At 67.8% G+C, this 16,468-nt stretch carries 14 protein-coding genes; 8 read left to right on the forward strand and 6 right to left on the reverse strand.

The window, feature by feature from the left end; translation table 11 throughout:
* Positions 1–187: 187 nt before the first annotated feature.
* From Ate02nite_RS39495 to Ate02nite_RS39515, 5 genes are all read left to right on the forward strand, one after another.
* On the forward strand, positions 188–1,192 hold the full coding sequence (locus Ate02nite_RS39495) for an ABC transporter permease (RefSeq protein ID WP_203813013.1): 1,005 nt from the start codon (positions 188–190) through the stop codon (positions 1,190–1,192).
* Between the two features lie 88 nt (positions 1,193–1,280).
* Positions 1,281–3,056: an ABC transporter substrate-binding protein gene (locus Ate02nite_RS39500; protein WP_239148039.1), complete on the forward strand. Its 1,776-nt coding sequence runs from the start codon at positions 1,281–1,283 to the stop codon at positions 3,054–3,056.
* A 113-nt stretch (positions 3,057–3,169) separates the two neighbouring features.
* Positions 3,170–4,171 (forward strand): ABC transporter permease, encoded by a 1,002-nt coding sequence (locus Ate02nite_RS39505; protein WP_203813014.1) that lies wholly within the window; start codon positions 3,170–3,172, stop codon positions 4,169–4,171.
* A 10-nt stretch (positions 4,172–4,181) separates the two neighbouring features.
* A complete protein-coding gene (locus Ate02nite_RS39510; RefSeq protein WP_203813015.1) occupies positions 4,182–5,234 on the forward strand; it encodes an ABC transporter ATP-binding protein in 1,053 nt (350 codons plus the stop codon).
* Positions 5,235–5,244: 10 nt separating this feature from the next.
* Positions 5,245–6,282: an ABC transporter ATP-binding protein gene (locus Ate02nite_RS39515; RefSeq protein ID WP_203813016.1), complete on the forward strand. Its 1,038-nt coding sequence runs from the start codon at positions 5,245–5,247 to the stop codon at positions 6,280–6,282.
* 74 nt (positions 6,283–6,356) lie between these two features.
* Here the strand turns inward: Ate02nite_RS39515 and Ate02nite_RS49225 are convergent, their stop codons facing one another.
* From Ate02nite_RS49225 to Ate02nite_RS39535, 4 genes are all read right to left on the reverse strand, one after another.
* Positions 6,357–6,875 carry a hypothetical protein gene (locus Ate02nite_RS49225; protein ID WP_239148040.1) on the reverse strand — a complete coding sequence of 173 codons (519 nt, stop codon included), beginning with the start codon at positions 6,873–6,875 and terminating at the stop codon, positions 6,357–6,359.
* Entirely contained in the window at positions 6,875–7,552 is a 678-nt protein-coding gene (locus tag Ate02nite_RS39525; protein ID WP_239148041.1) for an HNH endonuclease family protein, read from the reverse strand. Before Ate02nite_RS39525 ends, Ate02nite_RS49225 begins: the two co-directional genes overlap by 1 nt.
* Positions 7,553–7,650: 98 nt before the next feature.
* Entirely contained in the window at positions 7,651–9,375 is a 1,725-nt protein-coding gene (leuA, locus tag Ate02nite_RS39530; protein ID WP_203813017.1) for a 2-isopropylmalate synthase, read from the reverse strand.
* 184 nt (positions 9,376–9,559) lie between these two features.
* Positions 9,560–10,345, reverse strand: coding sequence for a hypothetical protein (locus Ate02nite_RS39535; RefSeq protein ID WP_239148042.1), 786 nt, complete (start codon positions 10,343–10,345; stop codon positions 9,560–9,562).
* A 150-nt stretch (positions 10,346–10,495) separates the two neighbouring features.
* Between Ate02nite_RS39535 and Ate02nite_RS39540 the strand changes: the two genes are divergently transcribed.
* Positions 10,496–11,761 carry an aspartate kinase gene (locus tag Ate02nite_RS39540; protein WP_203813018.1) on the forward strand — a complete coding sequence of 422 codons (1,266 nt, stop codon included), beginning with the start codon at positions 10,496–10,498 and terminating at the stop codon, positions 11,759–11,761.
* 8 nt (positions 11,762–11,769) lie between these two features.
* Positions 11,770–12,822 carry an aspartate-semialdehyde dehydrogenase gene (locus Ate02nite_RS39545; RefSeq protein WP_203813019.1) on the forward strand — a complete coding sequence of 351 codons (1,053 nt, stop codon included), beginning with the start codon at positions 11,770–11,772 and terminating at the stop codon, positions 12,820–12,822.
* Between the two features lie 138 nt (positions 12,823–12,960).
* Here the strand turns inward: Ate02nite_RS39545 and Ate02nite_RS39550 are convergent, their stop codons facing one another.
* Together Ate02nite_RS39550 and pyrE are read right to left on the reverse strand one after the other, a co-directional pair.
* The gene (locus Ate02nite_RS39550) at positions 12,961–14,589 is read right to left on the reverse strand and encodes an ATP-binding protein (RefSeq protein ID WP_203813020.1); all 1,629 of its coding nucleotides are present in this window, start codon (positions 14,587–14,589) and stop codon (positions 12,961–12,963) included.
* A 107-nt stretch (positions 14,590–14,696) separates the two neighbouring features.
* A complete protein-coding gene (pyrE, locus tag Ate02nite_RS39555; RefSeq protein WP_203813021.1) occupies positions 14,697–15,215 on the reverse strand; it encodes an orotate phosphoribosyltransferase in 519 nt (172 codons plus the stop codon).
* Between the two features lie 92 nt (positions 15,216–15,307).
* Between pyrE and Ate02nite_RS39560 the strand changes: the two genes are divergently transcribed.
* Positions 15,308–16,468, forward strand: coding sequence for an FIST signal transduction protein (locus tag Ate02nite_RS39560; protein ID WP_203813022.1), 1,161 nt, complete (start codon positions 15,308–15,310; stop codon positions 16,466–16,468).

Genomic DNA, 16,468 nt, shown 5'->3' on the forward strand with positions numbered 1-16,468 from the left:
CGTCGAGTGCCTTCGTGGCGCGGGCTCATATGACCGCTGCGACGAGGGTCGGCACTCGAGGCACGAGACAACCGATCGGTTGCCGGACGCTGCGGGAGCCATCGCCTACGGCCCGCCTCTCAGTGGCGCGCTGCTGGGCTGTGAGCTGCCCGCTTTGCGCCGGTCACCGGGAGAGGACCGGCGCTAGATGTCGCTTGGCCCGGAGACGTCGCTCCATGACGAGACGACGCCCACCGCCGACGCGGCTCAGGAGCGAGATCCAAGCGAGAAAGCGATCGCCGGTCGGTCGCTCAAGCAGATCGCCTGGCGACGGCTGAAGAAAGACCGCGTCGCGGTCGGCGGCGGCATCGTCATCCTCGTCCTGATCCTGATCGCGATCCTCGCCCCGTTGCTGATCAAGCTGTTCGGGCACCCGTTCGACGAGTACCACAACGACAAGATCGACCCGACCCTCGGCCTGCCGCTCGGCAAGCTGGGTGGCATCTCGGGCGATTACCTCCTCGGGGTGGAACCGGTCAACGGCCGAGACATCTTCAGCCGCATCGTCTACGGCGCGCAGACCACGCTGACCGTCGCGTTCCTGTCCGCGTTCCTGTCGACGATCCTGGGCGTGCTGTTCGGCATGACCGCCGGCTTCGTGGGCGGCTGGGTCGACTCGATCATCAGCCGGATCATGGACTTCCTGCTGGCCTTCCCGCAGCTGCTGTTCTCGATCGCGCTGGTGTCGGTGCTGCCGCAGACGATGTTCGGGCTGAACGCCAGATGGGCGCGCTCGATCGTGCTGATCTGCGTGATCGGCTTCTTCGGCTGGCCGTACATCGGCCGGATCGTTCGTGGTCAGACGTTGTCGCTGCGCGAGCGCGAGTTCGTGGAAGCCTCGCGGAGTCTCGGCGCGCGGTCGCCGCGGATCCTGTTCCGCGAGATGCTGCCCAACCTCGCGGCGCCGATCCTGGTCTACACGACCTTGATCATCCCGACCAACATCCTCACCGAGGCGGCGCTGAGCTTCCTCGGCGTCGGCATCCCGCCGCCCTTCCCGTCCTGGGGTGGCATGCTCTCGGACGCGCTCCAGTTCTATCGGTACGACCCGATGTTCATGATCATCCCAGGCGCGATGATCTTCATCACCGTGCTGTCGTTCAACCTGTTCGGCGACGGTCTGCGCGATGCCCTGGACCCCAAAGCCCGGTAAGCATCCGAAGGCCCGCCCAGCAACACCGTTTCATCGCATGAGTCTCGGCGACTCCCGCAGGTCGCCGTTCTAGGAGGTAGGAGTACTGGTGGCAGGCAAGACGAAGGTGATGGTGGCCGCAGCGGCCGCACTCACATTGGGGCTGACCGCCGCATGCGGTGGCGGTTCCGATGACGACAACAGCAACACAAGCTCTTCGGACACTGGCGCGGCTTTCAACGCGTCGTCGACGAAGGTCGTCAACGTCAGCGACAAGAAGGGCGGCACCCTCAACCTGTGGAGCCCCCAGGACGCTGACTCGTTCGACCCGGCGATCTCGTACTACGCCTGGACGATCAACATGAACCGGCTCTACAGCCGGACCCTGATGACCTACACGCCGAAGGTCGGCGCTGACGGCCTTATCCTGACCCCGGACCTGGCCTCGGCCGCTCCCGAGGTCAGCGCGGACGGCAAGACCTACACCTTCAAGCTGAAGAGTGGTCTGAAGTTCGACGATGGCACCGCGATCACCTCGAAGGACGTCAAGTACGGCATCGAGCGCATCTTCGCGCAGGACGTCGTCCCCGGCGGCCCGCTGTACCTGATCGAGGAGCTGGACCAGGGCCAGGGCTACAAGGGCCCGTACAAGGACACCGACCCGAACAAGCTGGGTCTGAAGACCGTCGAGACGCCGGACGACTCGACCATCGTCTTCCACCTGAAGGCCGCGAACGCGAACTTCCCGTACGAGCTGGCCCTGCCGGGCGGCGCTCCGGTTCCGCAGAAGCGGGACACCGGCGCGAAGTACGGCCTGGCCCCCGCCTCCTCGGGCCCCTACAAGTTCGAGAGCATTCAGCCGGGCAAGGGCGCGACCCTGGTGCGCAACACCAACTGGGACGCCTCGACCGACCCGAACCGCAAGGCGCTCCCGGACAAGATCACCCTCACGATCACCACGAACGCTGAGGACATGGACGCCCGCCTGATCGCCGGCACCGCCGACATGGACGCGAGCCAGTCCGGTGTGCAGACCCAGGCCCGCACCCAGATCCTGACCGACGAGAAGCTCAAGGCGAACGCCGCGAACCCGAACAACGGCTTCATCCGGTACGCCGCGATCGTTTCCAAGGTCGCTCCGTTCGACAACATCGAGTGCCGCAAGGCGGTCATCTACGCGTCCGACCCGACCACGCTGCAGACCGCCCGTGGCGGCCCGGTGGCCGGTGGCGACATCGCGACCAACATGCTGCCCCCGAACATCCTCGGTGCCGACAAGAGCTACGACCCGTACGGTCGCGCTCAGGGCAAGCCGCAGGTCGACAAGGCCAAGGCGGCGCTGACCGCTTGTGGCAAGCCGACCGGCTTCGACACCAAGATCGCGGTCCGGAACAACAAGCCGGCCGAGATCGCGACCGCGACCGCCCTGCAGGCGGCGCTGAAGACCGTGGGCATCAACGCGGCGATCGAGCAGTACGACGGCTCGCAGATCGCCACCGTTGCCGGCTCGCCGAACAACGTGCACAAGAAGGGTTACGGCATCATCATCGCCGGCTGGGGTGCTGACTTCCCCACCGGTTATGGATACCTCGCCCCGCTGGCCATGGGCTCGTTCATCGCGGAGAACGGCAACTTCAACTTCCCCGAGATCAACGACCCGGCGATCAACGACCTGTTCACCAAGGGTCTGGCTGAGAAGGACGCCACTGCTGCGGCGGCCGACTACCAGGCGGCGAACGTCAAGGTCATGGACGGCTACTACTTCCTGCCGTTCGTGTTCGACAAGGCGCTCAACTACTACAACCCGCGGCTGACGAACGTGTACTTCCACTCCGGCCTGGCCATGGTGGACTTCGCGTCGCTCGGCGTCAGCGACGGCAAGTAATCCGCTCGCTGTAGTACCGACGGGTAAATCGAAGGGCAGGTGAAGGCCGCCCCCGCCGGGCGGGTGCCGGGTTCGCGAGAACTCGGTGCCCGCCCGGACTTCGGCCGAAAGTCGTGCTGGCATACCTCATCCGGCGGCTCATCAATGCCGTTGTGACACTTCTCGTGGTCACTCTCGTGACTTTCGGCGTCTTCTTCCTGGTGCCGAAGGCCACCGGCAGCGACCCGGCCCTGCTGTACGTCGGCAAGCAGGCCGACCCGGTCGCGGTCGAGGGCATCCGGACGAAGCTCGGGCTCAACGACCCGATCATCGTTCAGTACGGCAAGTTCCTGAAGGGGATCGTCGCGGGCCGCGACTACTCCAACGGACCGGACATCACGCACTGTTCGGCGCCCTGCCTCGGTTACACCTTCAAGACCAACCAGGAGGTGTGGCCGATCCTGATCGACGCCCTCCCGGTCACCATCTCGCTCGCCATCGGGGCCGCGGTCCTCTGGGTGCTGATGGGCGTGCTGTTCGGCGTGATCTCCGCACTGAGACGCGGATCGATCTGGGACCGAGGGGTGATGACAGTGGCGCTGGCCGGCGTGTCATTGCCGATCTACTTCACCGGCCTGCTGGCGCTGAGCATCTTCGTGTACGGCTTGAAGTGGTTGCCGAACGCGGAATACACGCCGTTCATCGACAACCCGATCAAGTGGTTCACCGGCCTGATCCTGCCGTGGGTGACGCTGGCGTTCCTGTTCGCCGCCACCTACGCCCGGCTCACCCGGGCCAACATGCTCGAGACCCTCGGCGAGGACTACATCCGTACCGCCCGGGCCAAGGGCCTGCGTGAGCGCACCGTCATCGGTAAGCACGGTCTGCGTTCCGGCCTCACCCCGCTGGTCACCGTCTTCGGTCTCGACGTGGGTGCCCTGCTCGGCGGCGCGATCCTCACCGAGGCGGTCTTCAACCTGCGCGGCTTGGGTTATTGGGCACTCCAGGGCATCCGGCAGAACGACCTGCCGACCATCCTGGGCGTGACCCTGTTCGCCGCGTTCTTCATCGTCATCATGAACCTCATCGTCGACCTGCTGTACGGCGTCATCGACCCGCGCGTCCGGCTGGGCTGAGGGAGACAGCATGTCCATCGGCTCCGCCGCACCGCGGCCATATCTCGAGGTCAAAGACCTCACTATCCGCTTCGAGACCGACGACGGCATCGTCCAGGCGGTCTCCGGCTCGTCGTTCAGCCTGGAGAAGGGCCAGACCCTCGGCATCGTGGGCGAGTCCGGCTCCGGCAAGAGCGTCACCTCGCTGGGCGTTCTCGGCCTGCACCGCACCCGCAGCAACGCCAAGGTCACCGGCGAGATCTGGCTCGACAACGAAGAGCTGATCACCGCCACCGACGAGAAGGTCCGCCTGCTGCGCGGCGGCAAGATGGCGATGATCTTCCAGGACCCGCTGAGCGCCATGCACCCGTACTTCACGGTCGGGTCGCAGATCGTCGAGGCCTACCGGGTGCACCACCCCGGGCTGAACAAGAAGACCGCCCGGGAGAAGGCGATCGACATGCTCGCCCGGGTCGGCATCCCGCAGCCGGAGCGGCGCTTCAGCGACTACGCCCACCAGTTCTCCGGCGGTATGCGGCAGCGCGCCATGATCGCGATGGCGCTGGTCAACGACCCGCAGCTGCTGATCGCGGACGAGCCCACCACGGCGCTCGACGTGACCGTGCAGGCGCAGATCCTCGACCTCATCCGCGACCTGCAGGAAGAGTTCGGCTCGGCGGTCATCATGATCACCCACGACCTGGGTGTGGTGGCCGAGCTCGCCGACGACGTGCTGGTCATGTACGGCGGAAAGATCATCGAGAAGGGCCCCGCCCTCGACGTGTTCCAGAACCCGCAGCACCCGTACACCTGGGGTCTGCTTGGTTCGATGCCCCGCCTGGACCGCGAGGTCCGCGACCGCCTGACCCCGGTCAAGGGCACCCCGCCCAGCCTGATCAACCTGCCGGACGGCTGCGCCTTCCACCCGCGCTGCCCCTACGCGGGCCGCAACGGCAACCGGTCCTTCACCGACGTGCCGGTGCTGCGCGAGGCCGGCGCCGGCGGCGAGCACCTGGTCGCCTGTCACCTGCCTGCGGAAGAGCGCACCAAGATCTTCCAGCAGGAAGTGCTGCCGAACCTCTGAGGAGAGAACGATGAGCGAGAACCTGCTCGAGGTGTCGGGGCTGGAGAAGCACTTCCCGATCACGAAGGGCCTGCTGAAGCGGCAGGTCGGCGCCGTGCGTGCGGTCGACGGCATCGACCTGCAGGTGCGGGCCGGCGAGACGCTGGGCCTGGTGGGCGAGTCCGGCTGCGGCAAGTCGACGGCCGGCCGGCTGTTCACCCGGATCCTGGAACCGACCGCTGGCAAGATCATCTTCGACGGCCAGGACATCAGCCACAAGTCCGTCTCGCAGATGCGGCCGCTGCGCCGCGACGTCCAGATGATCTTCCAGGACCCGTACTCGTCGCTGAACCCGCGGCACACGGTCGGCTCGATCATCTCGGCGCCGCTGCAGATCCAGGACATGCCCACCCCGCAGGGCACCAAGAAGGCCGTGCAGGAGCTGCTCGAGCTGGTCGGCCTCAACCCCGAGCACTACAACCGCTACCCGCACGAGTTCTCCGGTGGTCAGCGGCAGCGCATCGGCATCGCCCGGGCGCTCGCCCTGCGGCCCAAGATGATCGTCGCGGACGAGCCGGTGTCGGCCCTCGACGTGTCGATCCAGGCGCAGGTCGTCAACCTGCTCGATGACCTGCAGCGCGAGTTCGACCTGACCTACGTGTTCATCGCGCACGACCTGTCGGTGGTCCGGCACATCTCGAACCGGGTCGCGGTCATGTACCTCGGCAAGGTCGTGGAGATCGCCGAACGCGACGACCTCTACAAGAACCCGCGCCACCCGTACACGGTCGCCCTGATGTCGGCCGTTCCGGTGCCGGACCCGGCCCGGCGCGATCGCGCCCAGCGCGAGCGCGTGCTGCTCACCGGCGACGTGCCCAGCCCGATCAACCCGCCGTCCGGATGTCGCTTCCGCACCCGTTGCTGGAAGGCCCAGGACATCTGCGCGACGGAGGAACCGCCGCTGGTCACCCGCCTCGACGACCCGCAGTCGCACCTGACGGCGTGCCACTTCCCGGTGGTCGAGGAAGAGGTCGTGGCCGGTCGCCGCCCGGCGTCAACCCCGGCCTGACAAACCCCAAGAGAGCCGGCGGCGTCCTTCGCCGCCGGCTCCTTTGTGTGTACGGGCGGAGCAGCGCCCCGGACTCAGCCTTCTTCGGGCCGGTTCAAAATGCCGACCACGACCTGGTGGATCGCGGCGGCGTCGGCCGGGTCCTTCACCGAGGCCTTGGCGCCGGTGACGGCGTACCACTCGTCGGCCTCCTGGTACTGCACCCGCACGGTCACCTCGTTGCCGCTGACCTCGGTCTGCAGGGTCAGATCGCCGGTGACGACGCCGACCTCGTCGGTCATCACCCCGCCCTGACCAGCGGTGATGTTGGTCTTGAGCTCCGGCGCGGGCGGTGTCGCGGCGGCCGGAGCCGTCGCAGCCGGCGCGACCGGAGTCGCAGCCGCGGCCGAGTCGACGGCGGAGGCCGCTGCCGCGGCAGCCGCCGCGGCCGGGCCGGCAGGCGTGGTTCCGGCGGCGGGTGCAGCTGGGGCCGCCGGCCTGATCGACGCGATCTCGGCCGCTGGGCCGGCCGGGGCGGCGGGCGCGGCCTCGGCGGTGGGTGCGGCCGGCGCGGTGGACGCGGCGGGCGCGGTGGGTGTGGCTGGGTCGCTCATCAGCACTTCTCCAGCATGTCAGCGAGGGCGGACTTCTCCTTGGTGGTGACCGTGAGCTTGAACTTGGTCTTCACCGCGATCCAGTCTTGCGCATACTCGCACCACGCGCTGGTGTCAGTCGGCTTCCAGGTGGACGGGTCCTGGTCGCCCTTGGACCGGTTGGACGATGCCGACACCGCCACCAGCTGCGGATCGTCCAGGTCGTTCGCGAAGGCCTTGCGCTGATCGGTGGTCCACGCCGCGGCGCCGGACCGCCACGCGTTGGCCAGCGGCACCACGTGGTCGATGTCCACCTGGGTCGGCGACGTGATCGTCTTGCCGTCGTAGACGCTCTTCCAGGTGCCGGCCACCACGTTGCAGCCGGAGAACTTCACCTTGGTGCCGTCCCGCTTGAGCACCGAGTCGCGGGTGTCGCAGTTGCTTCCGGTGCTGCTCCAGTGCGGGAACTTCTCCCGGCTGTAGCCCGTCATCTTGCCGGCCACGGCGACCTTCAGCTTGTCGAGCTGGGCTTCGGCGTTGCCGCCACCGCCGCTCGACCCGGAATCGGGGGCGGACGTGGTCGCGGTATCGGTCGGGAAGGGGCCGACGTCGATCTTGACCTGGTCGCACGCGGTGGTGGCGAGGGTCAGGGCGGCGGCGGCAACGAACAGGGTCCATCGAGGAGTGTGAGGGGGCACCGCTTCAGAATAGGAGTGATACGCCCGTTCTGCCCGGGTCGATCACCCGTGAGTGGATCATCCCGCGCGCCGCCAACCGGCGGCGCGCGGGCGTGTCCTCAGCGTGCGCGGTTGATCGCGCTGGTCACGGCCTTGATCGAGGCGCTCACGATGTTCGCGTCGATGCCGACGCCCCACACTGTCCGGTCGCCGACCTCAACCTCGACGTACGCCGCGGCCTGGGCGTTCTCGCCGGCGGTCATCGCGTGCTCCTGGTAGTCCAGCACCCGGGCCTGTACGCCCAGCGGCGTCACGGCCTGCACGAACGCGTCGATCGGGCCGTTACCGACGCCGACCAGCGGCCGCCGCACGCCGCGGTGGAAGACCTCGAGGTCGATCTCGACCTTGCCGTCGACCGTGGCGGTGCTGTAGCCCTCGATCTTGAAGGCGCTGGCGATCTGGTGCTCGACCAGGTATTCGCCGGCGAAGATGTCCCACATCTGCTGCGGGGAGACCTCGCCGCCCTCCTCGTCGGTGTGGTGCTGCACCACGCCGGAGAACTCGATCTGCAGCCGCCGCGGCAGCTCCAGCTTGTGCTCTTCTTTCATGATGTACGCCACGCCGCCCTTGCCGGACTGCGAGTTGACCCGGATGACCGCCTCGTAACTGCGGCCCACGTCCTTCGGGTCGATCGGCAGGTAGGGGACGCCCCAGGTGAACGCGTCGACCTCGACCCCGGCCGCGTCGGCGTCCGACTTCAGCCAGGCGAAGCCCTTGTTGATCGCGTCCTGGTGCGAACCGGAGAACGACGTGTAGACCAGGTCACCCACGTACGGGTGCCGCTCGTGCACCGGCAGCTGGTTGCAGTACTCGACCGTACGCTTGATCTCGTCGATCTTTGAGAAGTTGATCTGGGGGTCGATGCCCTGGGCGAACATGTTCAGACCCAGGGTGACCAGGTCGACGTTGCCGGTGCGCTCGCCGTTGCCGAACAGGCAGCCCTCGATGCGGTCGGCACCGGCCAGCAGGCCCAGCTCGGCCGCGGCCACGCCGGTGCCGCGGTCGTTGTGCGGGTGCAGCGACAGCACCACCGACTCGCGGCGGGGCAGGTTGCGATGCATCCACTCGATCGAGTCGGCGTAGACGTTCGGGGTGGCCATCTCGACGGTGGCCGGCAGGTTGATGATCAGCGGACGGTCCGGGGTCGGGTCGATCACGTCGATGACCGCCGAGCAGACCTCCAGGGCGTACTCCAGCTCGGTGCCCGTGTAGGACTCAGGGGAGTACTCGTAGAAGATCTCGGTGTCCGGGGTGTAGATCTCCGCGTACTTCTGGCAGAACCGGGCGCCGCTGGTGGCGATGTCGGTGATGCCGTCCTTGTCCAGGCCGAACACGACCCGCCGCTGCAGCACCGAGGTCGAGTTGTAGAAGTGCACGATGGCCCGCTTGGCGCCGCGCAGCGACTCGAAGGTGCGCTCGATCAGGTGTTCCCGGCACTGGGTCAGCACCTGGACGGTGACGTCGTCCGGGATCAGGTCCTGCTCGATCAGCTGGCGGATGAAGTCGTAGTCGGTCTGCGACGCAGCCGGGAAGCCGACCTCGATCTCCTTATAGCCCATCTGCACCAGCAGCATGAACATGCGCTTCTTGCGCTCGGGGGACATCGGGTCGATCAGCGCTTGGTTGCCGTCCCGCAGGTCGACCGCGCACCAGCGCGGGGCGGTGTCGGTTACCTTCGTCGGCCACTGCCGGTCGGGCAGATCAACGGCGAACTGCTTCTGGTACGGCAGGTAGCGCTCGAACGGCATGGCACTGGGGCGCTGAGTGTCAAAGGGGTTGGACATGTGGATGCTCCTGAAAGGCGAGACCTGGGAGGCGGGCGCGCGTCAACTCCGCGACGAGGTGCCGGCCTGAGATGGGGCCTCGTCGCGGCAGCGAAGGAGGAGCGTCTGCCACATGTCGAAAATCACCCTACGTGATCAACTCGGACGTAGCTAACTCTACGCCCGGATGCTGGGAACGCCAGGCTCAGGCGGACGGGACCAGGTCGGACGGGGTCGGGTCGACCGCCGGCGGCGGCAGCGCGTCCTGGCCCATCGCCGGGCCGGGCACCTCGGCGCCGGGCAGCGCCACGGTCGCCGGGCCGACCACCTGGCTGACCAGCTTGAGCACGCCGAAGCCGACCCGGGCCGCGGTCAGCACGCCGTCGGCCGAGTAGCAGTAGATGCCGATGTCGACCGGCGCCTTGATCGAGGCCGCGATCGAGTCGATCGAGTAACAGGCGCCCTGGGCGCCGGACAGCGGCTGCACCTCGGCCACCGACAGGGCCGCCTGCCGGTCCCGGAAGACCGGCAGCCACAGCCGGAACAGCCGCTCGACCTGCGGCGAGTTGTCCTTGGCCACCCGCTTGCCGGCCGGCGCCACCTTGACGCAGGTGGGGGTGACCGGGTTGCTCGGCGAGGAGACCGTGCACTGATAGACGCCGGCCGCGGTGGAGACGATCGAGACGTCGGTGGTGCCGCCCAGCATGGCGTCGCTCACATCGACCCGCCAGGTGCCGTCGGCGGCGATGGTGGCCACCACGTTGTGCTGCCGGCCACTGCCGTCGTCGTCGAGCGTGTAGAGCGCCGCGTACGCCTTGTCGGCGGCCAGCGCGGCGGTGGCGGCGAGTTCGGCGCGGGCGTCCGGGGCGGTGTTGCCGCCGGTCGGCGCGGAGGCGGACGGCGTGGGCGACGCCTCGGGGGTGCCGCCGCAGGCCGCGACGCAGCCCACCAAAAGGGCGGCGACGGACAGGGGCAGCAGGTGTGGGCGCACCGAGACATTCTCGCCTCCGCGGGGCGAACCACCCGGTGTCGGAAGGCTGGCGTGTCGCGAATCCTGGGATCGGCTGTCGGAGTCGGGCCGAGTCGCAGCTAGGGTGGTTGCGATTGTCCTGGCCTTTGACGTCGAAGGAATGGTTACCCCGTGGCACTGGTGGTGCAGAAGTACGGTGGCTCGTCCGTCGCGACCGCCGAGCGCATCAAGCGGGTGGCGGAGCGCATCGTGGCCGCCCGCAAGGCCGGCGATGACGTGGTGGTCGTGGTGTCCGCGATGGGCGACACCACCGACGAGCTGCTCGACCTGGCCAACCAGGTGAGCCCGCTGCCGCCCGGCCGGGAGCTCGACATGCTGCTGACCGCGGGCGAGCGCATCTCGATGGCGCTGCTCGCGATGGCGATCCACAACCTGGGCTACGAGGCCCGGTCGTACACCGGATCGCAGGCCGGCGTGCTGACCACCTCGACGCACGGCAAGGCCCGGATCATCGATGTCACCCCGGGCCGGCTGCGGTCGGCGCTGGACGAGGGCGCGATCTGCATCGTGGCCGGCTTCCAGGGCGTCTCGCAGGACACCAAGGACATCACCACGCTGGGCCGCGGTGGCTCGGACACCACGGCGGTGGCGCTGGCGGCGGCCCTGCACGCCGACGTCTGCGAGATCTACACCGACGTCGACGGCGTGTTCACCGCCGACCCGCGGATCGTTCCCGACGCGCAGCACATCAAGCAGATCACCTACGAGGAGATGCTCGAGCTCGCCGCCGGTGGGGCGAAGGTGCTGATGTTGCGATGCGTCGAGTACGCCCGCCGCTTCAAGGTGCCGATCCACGTACGCTCTTCGTATTCCAACAAGCCCGGCACCCTGGTTACCGGATCGATGGAGGACCCTTCTGTGGAACAAGCGCTGATCACCGGGGTCGCCCACGAGCGGAGCGAGGCCAAGATCACGATCGTCGGCGTGCCCGACGAGCCCGGCGCGGCCGGCCACATCTTCAACACGGTGGCCCAGGCCGAGATCAACATCGACATGATCGTGCAGAACATCTCGACCGAGGGCACCGGCCGCACCGACATCTCCTTCACCCTGCCGAAGGCCGACGGTCCCACCGCGATGACCGCCCTCGACAAGATCAAGGAAAAGATCAAGTTCAAGGGCCTGCTCTTCGACGACCACGTCGGCAAGGTGTCGCTGATCGGCGCGGGCATGCGCTCGCACCCGGGCGTGGCCGCCTCCTTCTTCGCCTGCATCGGTGAGGCCGGGGTCAACATCGAGATGATCTCGACCTCCGAGATCCGGGTCTCCGTGGTCTGCCGCGACACCGACCTCGACACCGCCGTCCGCGCCGTGCACGACCAGTTCGAGCTCGGCGGCAGCGAGCAGGCCGTGGTTTATGGCGGGACGGGTCGGTAAGAGCGCAGATGGCGCAGCCCACGCTCGCCGTCGTCGGAGCCACCGGCTCCGTCGGGACAGTCATGCTCGAATTGCTCTCCTCCCGGCGCAACGTCTGGGGGGAGATCCGGCTGCTGGCCACCGCCCGGTCGGCCGGTAAGCAACTGAGCTGCCGCGGCGAGCAGCTGACCGTGCGGGAGCTGACTCCCGAGGCGTTCGACGGCGTCGACGTGGCCATGTTCGACGTGCCCGACGACGTGTCCCGGGAGTGGGCGCCGATCGCGACCGCCCGCGGCGTCACCGTGGTCGACAACTCGGCCGCGTTCCGGATGGAACCGGACGTGCCGCTGGTCGTGCCCGAGGTCAACAAGGACGCGCTGCGCGACCGGCCGCGCAACATCGTCGCCAACGCCAACTGCACGGTGATGGCGATGATGATGGCGATCGCGCCGCTGCACCGTGAATACGGCCTGCGCGAGCTGGTGCTGGCCTCCTACCAGGCCGCCTCGGGCGCCGGGCAGGTCGGCGTGGACACCCTGCACGATCAGCTCAGCAAGGTGGCCGGCGACCGTTCGCTGGGTTCCCGGCCGGGCAACGTGCGGCAGGCGGTCGGCGACGACCTGGGTCCGTTCCCGGCGCCGCTCGCGCTCAACGTGGTGCCCTGGTCGGGCGCGCTCGAGCCGCTCGGCTGGTCGTCCGAGGAGCTCAAGCTGCGCAACGAGTCCCGCAAGATCCTCGAGTTGCAGGCGCTGAAGGTCTCGGCGACCTGCGTGCGCGTGCCGGTGGTGACCGGCCACTCGATCGCCGTGCACGCGGTCTTCGGCTCCGAGGTCACCGCGGACGGCGCGCGTCAGGCGCTGCGCGGCGCACCCGGGGTGATCCTGGTCGACGACCCCGAGGCCGGCGAGTTCCCGATGCCGATCGACGCGGTCGGCACCGACCCGAGCTGGGTGGGCCGCATCCGCCGGGCGATGGACGACCCGCGGGCCCTTGACCTGTTCGTCACCGGGGACAACATGCGCAAGGGCGCCGCGCTCAACACTCTCCAGATCGCCGAGCTGATCGCCGCCGAGAAGAAATAGCCCCCGCTGGCTGAGCTTGTTGTGTTTCTTGCGTCTTCAATTCCGTACGCGCCAGTTCGGTCCCGTGGCACTCGGTTTCGCTCAGCGAAAATCACCCTCCGCGCGCCCGCTGCGGGCGGACCCGGCCCAAGACCGCGCTCAGAAGAGTTGGTCGTTGTCCCCAGGCGGCAGGATGTATCGCGTTCCGCGTCGTTCGCCGGTCTGCACGAGCCGGCCATCTCGAACTAGGGCCCTGAGCACCGAAATCGCCTGTTGGCGGTCGAGGCCGGTTAGCTCGCGCACTCTCTCATTGGAGATTTCATCCTCGGTCGCAGCTGCTTCCAAGATCATGTCGGATAGCTGCTTCGGCGACAATCTGAACGCTGCGGGCGGTGATACTGACTCGTTCAAGTAATACACGGAGCCACGCCGCTCGCCACGCTGCTCAAGGAGGTTCGCTTCGCAAAGCCGCTTCAATGCCTTCCGGGCGACACCCGGATCATCTGTCTTCAATACCGCACGAGCGGAACTGTTCGTGAGTTCGTTCCCTCGTGCTGCGTAAACGAGAAGCAGTTTGTCGGACGAGGAGATCTCTCCGCGCCGTTCAAGCTCGGCAACCCAGACTCGCTCGCGTGGTGTGATCGCTCCCCGGAGCGGCAAGGTGACGGTGACGAAAGATCCGTCATCCTCGAACATCGGCGGGTCGAGCAGCGCGTCTTCCATCTCGTCCTGCATGACGTCGATGCCGCGTCCGGCGTCCTCCGCCAGGCTGAATCGCCGCAGCACGTCGATGAGGTCCGGGTTTCGCGCCGCTTGCGCTTGCCGGATGGTCTCGATGGTGACCGGCTCAGGCAGTGGGCCGGGTGAGCGCACCGTGACCGCGTCAGGGCGAAGCTCCACGACGACTGCGGTTCGGTTGATCTCGTAGGTGCGATGTGCCACTGCGTTCGCGATAGCTTCCCGGATCACCACATCTGGAATTCGGGGCATCTCGTATCGATAAAGTCCCGATACGACGATGTCGCTGCCCAGCTCGCCGATGATGAACCCGGTGGCTTCTCTGACCTGTTGGGGCAGCGTCCCGTCGAACACGACGCGCCGATCGTAGTTCGGCCCCTCTGCGGGATAGCGGCGTACCTCGATGACGGCTTTCTTCAGGTCGAGCGAATCCGAGGGATGGGTAAGAAAGAGCGCGCCGGCGACCGTGAGCTCGCCGTCGGTCGCCAAGCCTCGCTCCGACAGCCGGTTTCCCAACTGTGGGTCGGTCGGATCCCATCCATAGGTAAGACACAGGTCGATCAACGCGGCGTGGTCAGCCGCCTGTACGGATATGTGTGTCAATGAGCGCTCGAACCGGCGAAGCGTTCTGCTGCTCATGAAGCTCCACGCCTCCGCGCCGAAAAGCGGGATGTTGCGACCTCCGCGCCGGACCAGGATGCGGCCGTCGCTGGTCTGCGCGAACCCTTCCTCGCGTCGTCGCACGCGAACGGCGACGATGGGCTTTCCATCCACCTCTACTTCGCGGATGTCATAGCGGCCGGCATCATGGGCGGCGAGCGCGGCTTGGTGAATCTTGTCGTCGGTCCCCTGATCCAGCCTTCTACCGACCACTTCGCGCTTGTCGGTTACACCGATGAAGATGACGCCGCCGTCGGTGTTGCTGAACGCGACGATCGCCTCTTGCAGTCTGTCGGCGCTGGTGCCGGTCTTGAGCTCGACTTCGTCGGTCTCGCGGGCGATCAGCTCGGCGAACTCTGTCGCTTCATATCGAGCGTGCACGTCGATCACACGAAGAGTATGACGGGTTATGAAGCTATTGCAACATCCCGCATGTGCCAAGTAGAAACTCTTCATAACTCCGCATGGAGCTGATCGCCGCCGAGACGAAGTGTGCGTTAGCTGAGGTCTTCCCTGGTCAGCAGGGCTCGCAGGGTGATGCCATCGGCGGCCAGGGCGGCCGCGCCACCCTCCTGGCGGTCGATCACGCACAGCGCGTGGTCCACGTGCGCGCCCAGCTTGCGCAGCTCGCCGGTGGAGATGACCACCTGGCCGCCCGAGGTGACGACGTCCTCGACCACCAGCACCCGGCGGCCGGCCACCTCGGCGCCCTCGGACAGCCGGGACGTGCCGTACTGCTTGGCCTGCTTGCGGACGAACGCGGTCGGCAGCTTGGCGTGCCGGGCCAGCGCGGTCACCACCGCGATGCCGCCCATCTCCAAGCCCGCCAGCACCTCGGTGCCCTCGGGGATCAGCACCGCCATCCGCTCGGCCAGCTGATCGAGCAGCTCCGGGTCGGCCTCGAACTGGTACTTGTCGAAATATTCAGTCGCGGTGCGGCCGGAACGGAGAACGAACTCGCCGGTCAGCCGGCTCACGTCGCGGACCCGCCGGGCCAGATCTTCAGAGGAGGTCACAAGGGTCTAGCCTCCCAGGCCGCCCCGGGACGGATGACAGCACCCCAGACGCAACCACTCAGCAACCGACAAACCGTGCCGATCAGAAGATCATGCTGAGCAATCCGCATCGGTGGTTCGGCGCTGGGCAGAGCAGCGCCGCGGACTCCGCCAAGGCCGGTGCCGAGGCCGCAGCGGAAGCGATCGGTGGCCGCGTGCCCAAGGCCGTGGTCGTCTTCGCGTCGGTGGCGCACGATCTGCCGGCCCTGATCTCCGGGGTGCGGGCGGAGGTCGGCCCGGACGCCGCGATCGTCGGCAGCACCACCATGGGCGAGCTCGGCAACGGCGGGCTGACCGTCGGCGGGGTCGCGGTGGCCGCGCTCGGCGGCGACGGCTTCACGGTGCACACCCGGGCCGCGCACATCCACGAGTCCGATCCGCGCGCGGCCGGGGCGGCGGCCGCCGAGTCGCTGCGCGGGCTGCACGACGACCACAAGGTGCTGGTCCTGTTCTGCGACGGGCTCACCGGGCATCCGCACGACATCGTCCGGGGCGCGTACTCCAGCGTCGGCGCTACCGTTCCGCTGGTCGGCGGGTTCGGCGCGGACGATCGGCGCTTCGAGCGGACCTACCAGTTCTACGGCGACGAGGTGCTCACCAACTCGGTGGTCGGGCTCGCGCTCGGCTCGGACGGGCCGATCGGCATCGGCGTCGCGCACGGCTGGCGCCGGATCGAACCGCCGATGATCGTCACGAAGAGCCAGGGCGCGCACATCTTCCTGCTCGACGACGAGCCGGCCCTGGACGTCCTGCTGCGCCGCAACAACTTCGAGGGAACCGCCGACGAGTTCTTCCACCAGGGCCGGCAGTTGCAGCCGCTCGGACTCTCCCGGCGCAACGGCGAGGACATCCGGGTGCTGCACGCCGGGGACGACGAATCGCGCTCGGTCTGGGGCACCGCCGACATCCCGCAGGGCGCGCTGGTCTGGCTGATGGAGGCGGACCGGCAGGCGCTGCTCGACGGCGCCACCTGGTCGTGCACCGAGGCGCTGGCCCGGCTGGACGGGCTGGCCCCGCTGGGCGTGCTCGCGTTCGACTGCGCCGGCCGGCGGGTCGGGCTGATGGAGGGTGGCGTGGACGAGGAGGTCGCGGTCATGCGGGATGCCCTGCACGGCGCGCCGTTCGCCGGTTTCTACACCTCCGGCGAGATCGCGCGGGTACGCGGCGCGAGCGGAGTGCACCACCTCACCCTGGTCACCCTCGCCCTGGCATGA

This window comes from Paractinoplanes tereljensis, from assembly GCF_016862435.1.
GTDB lineage: Bacteria > Actinomycetota > Actinomycetes > Mycobacteriales > Micromonosporaceae > Actinoplanes > Actinoplanes tereljensis.

Coding starts and splice junctions, on each gene's coding strand:
- Ate02nite_RS39510 (WP_203813015.1), top strand. CDS start 4,182: ATGTCCATCGGCTCCGCCGCACCGCGGCCATATCTCGAGGTCAAAGAC.
- Ate02nite_RS39495 (WP_203813013.1), top strand. CDS start 188: ATGTCGCTTGGCCCGGAGACGTCGCTCCATGACGAGACGACGCCCACC.
- Ate02nite_RS39515 (WP_203813016.1), top strand. CDS start 5,245: ATGAGCGAGAACCTGCTCGAGGTGTCGGGGCTGGAGAAGCACTTCCCG.
- Ate02nite_RS49225 (WP_239148040.1), bottom strand. CDS start 6,875: ATGAGCGACCCAGCCACACCCACCGCGCCCGCCGCGTCCACCGCGCCG.
- leuA (WP_203813017.1), bottom strand. CDS start 9,375: ATGTCCAACCCCTTTGACACTCAGCGCCCCAGTGCCATGCCGTTCGAG.
- Ate02nite_RS39545 (WP_203813019.1), top strand. CDS start 11,770: ATGGCGCAGCCCACGCTCGCCGTCGTCGGAGCCACCGGCTCCGTCGGG.
- Ate02nite_RS39560 (WP_203813022.1), top strand. CDS start 15,308: ATGCTGAGCAATCCGCATCGGTGGTTCGGCGCTGGGCAGAGCAGCGCC.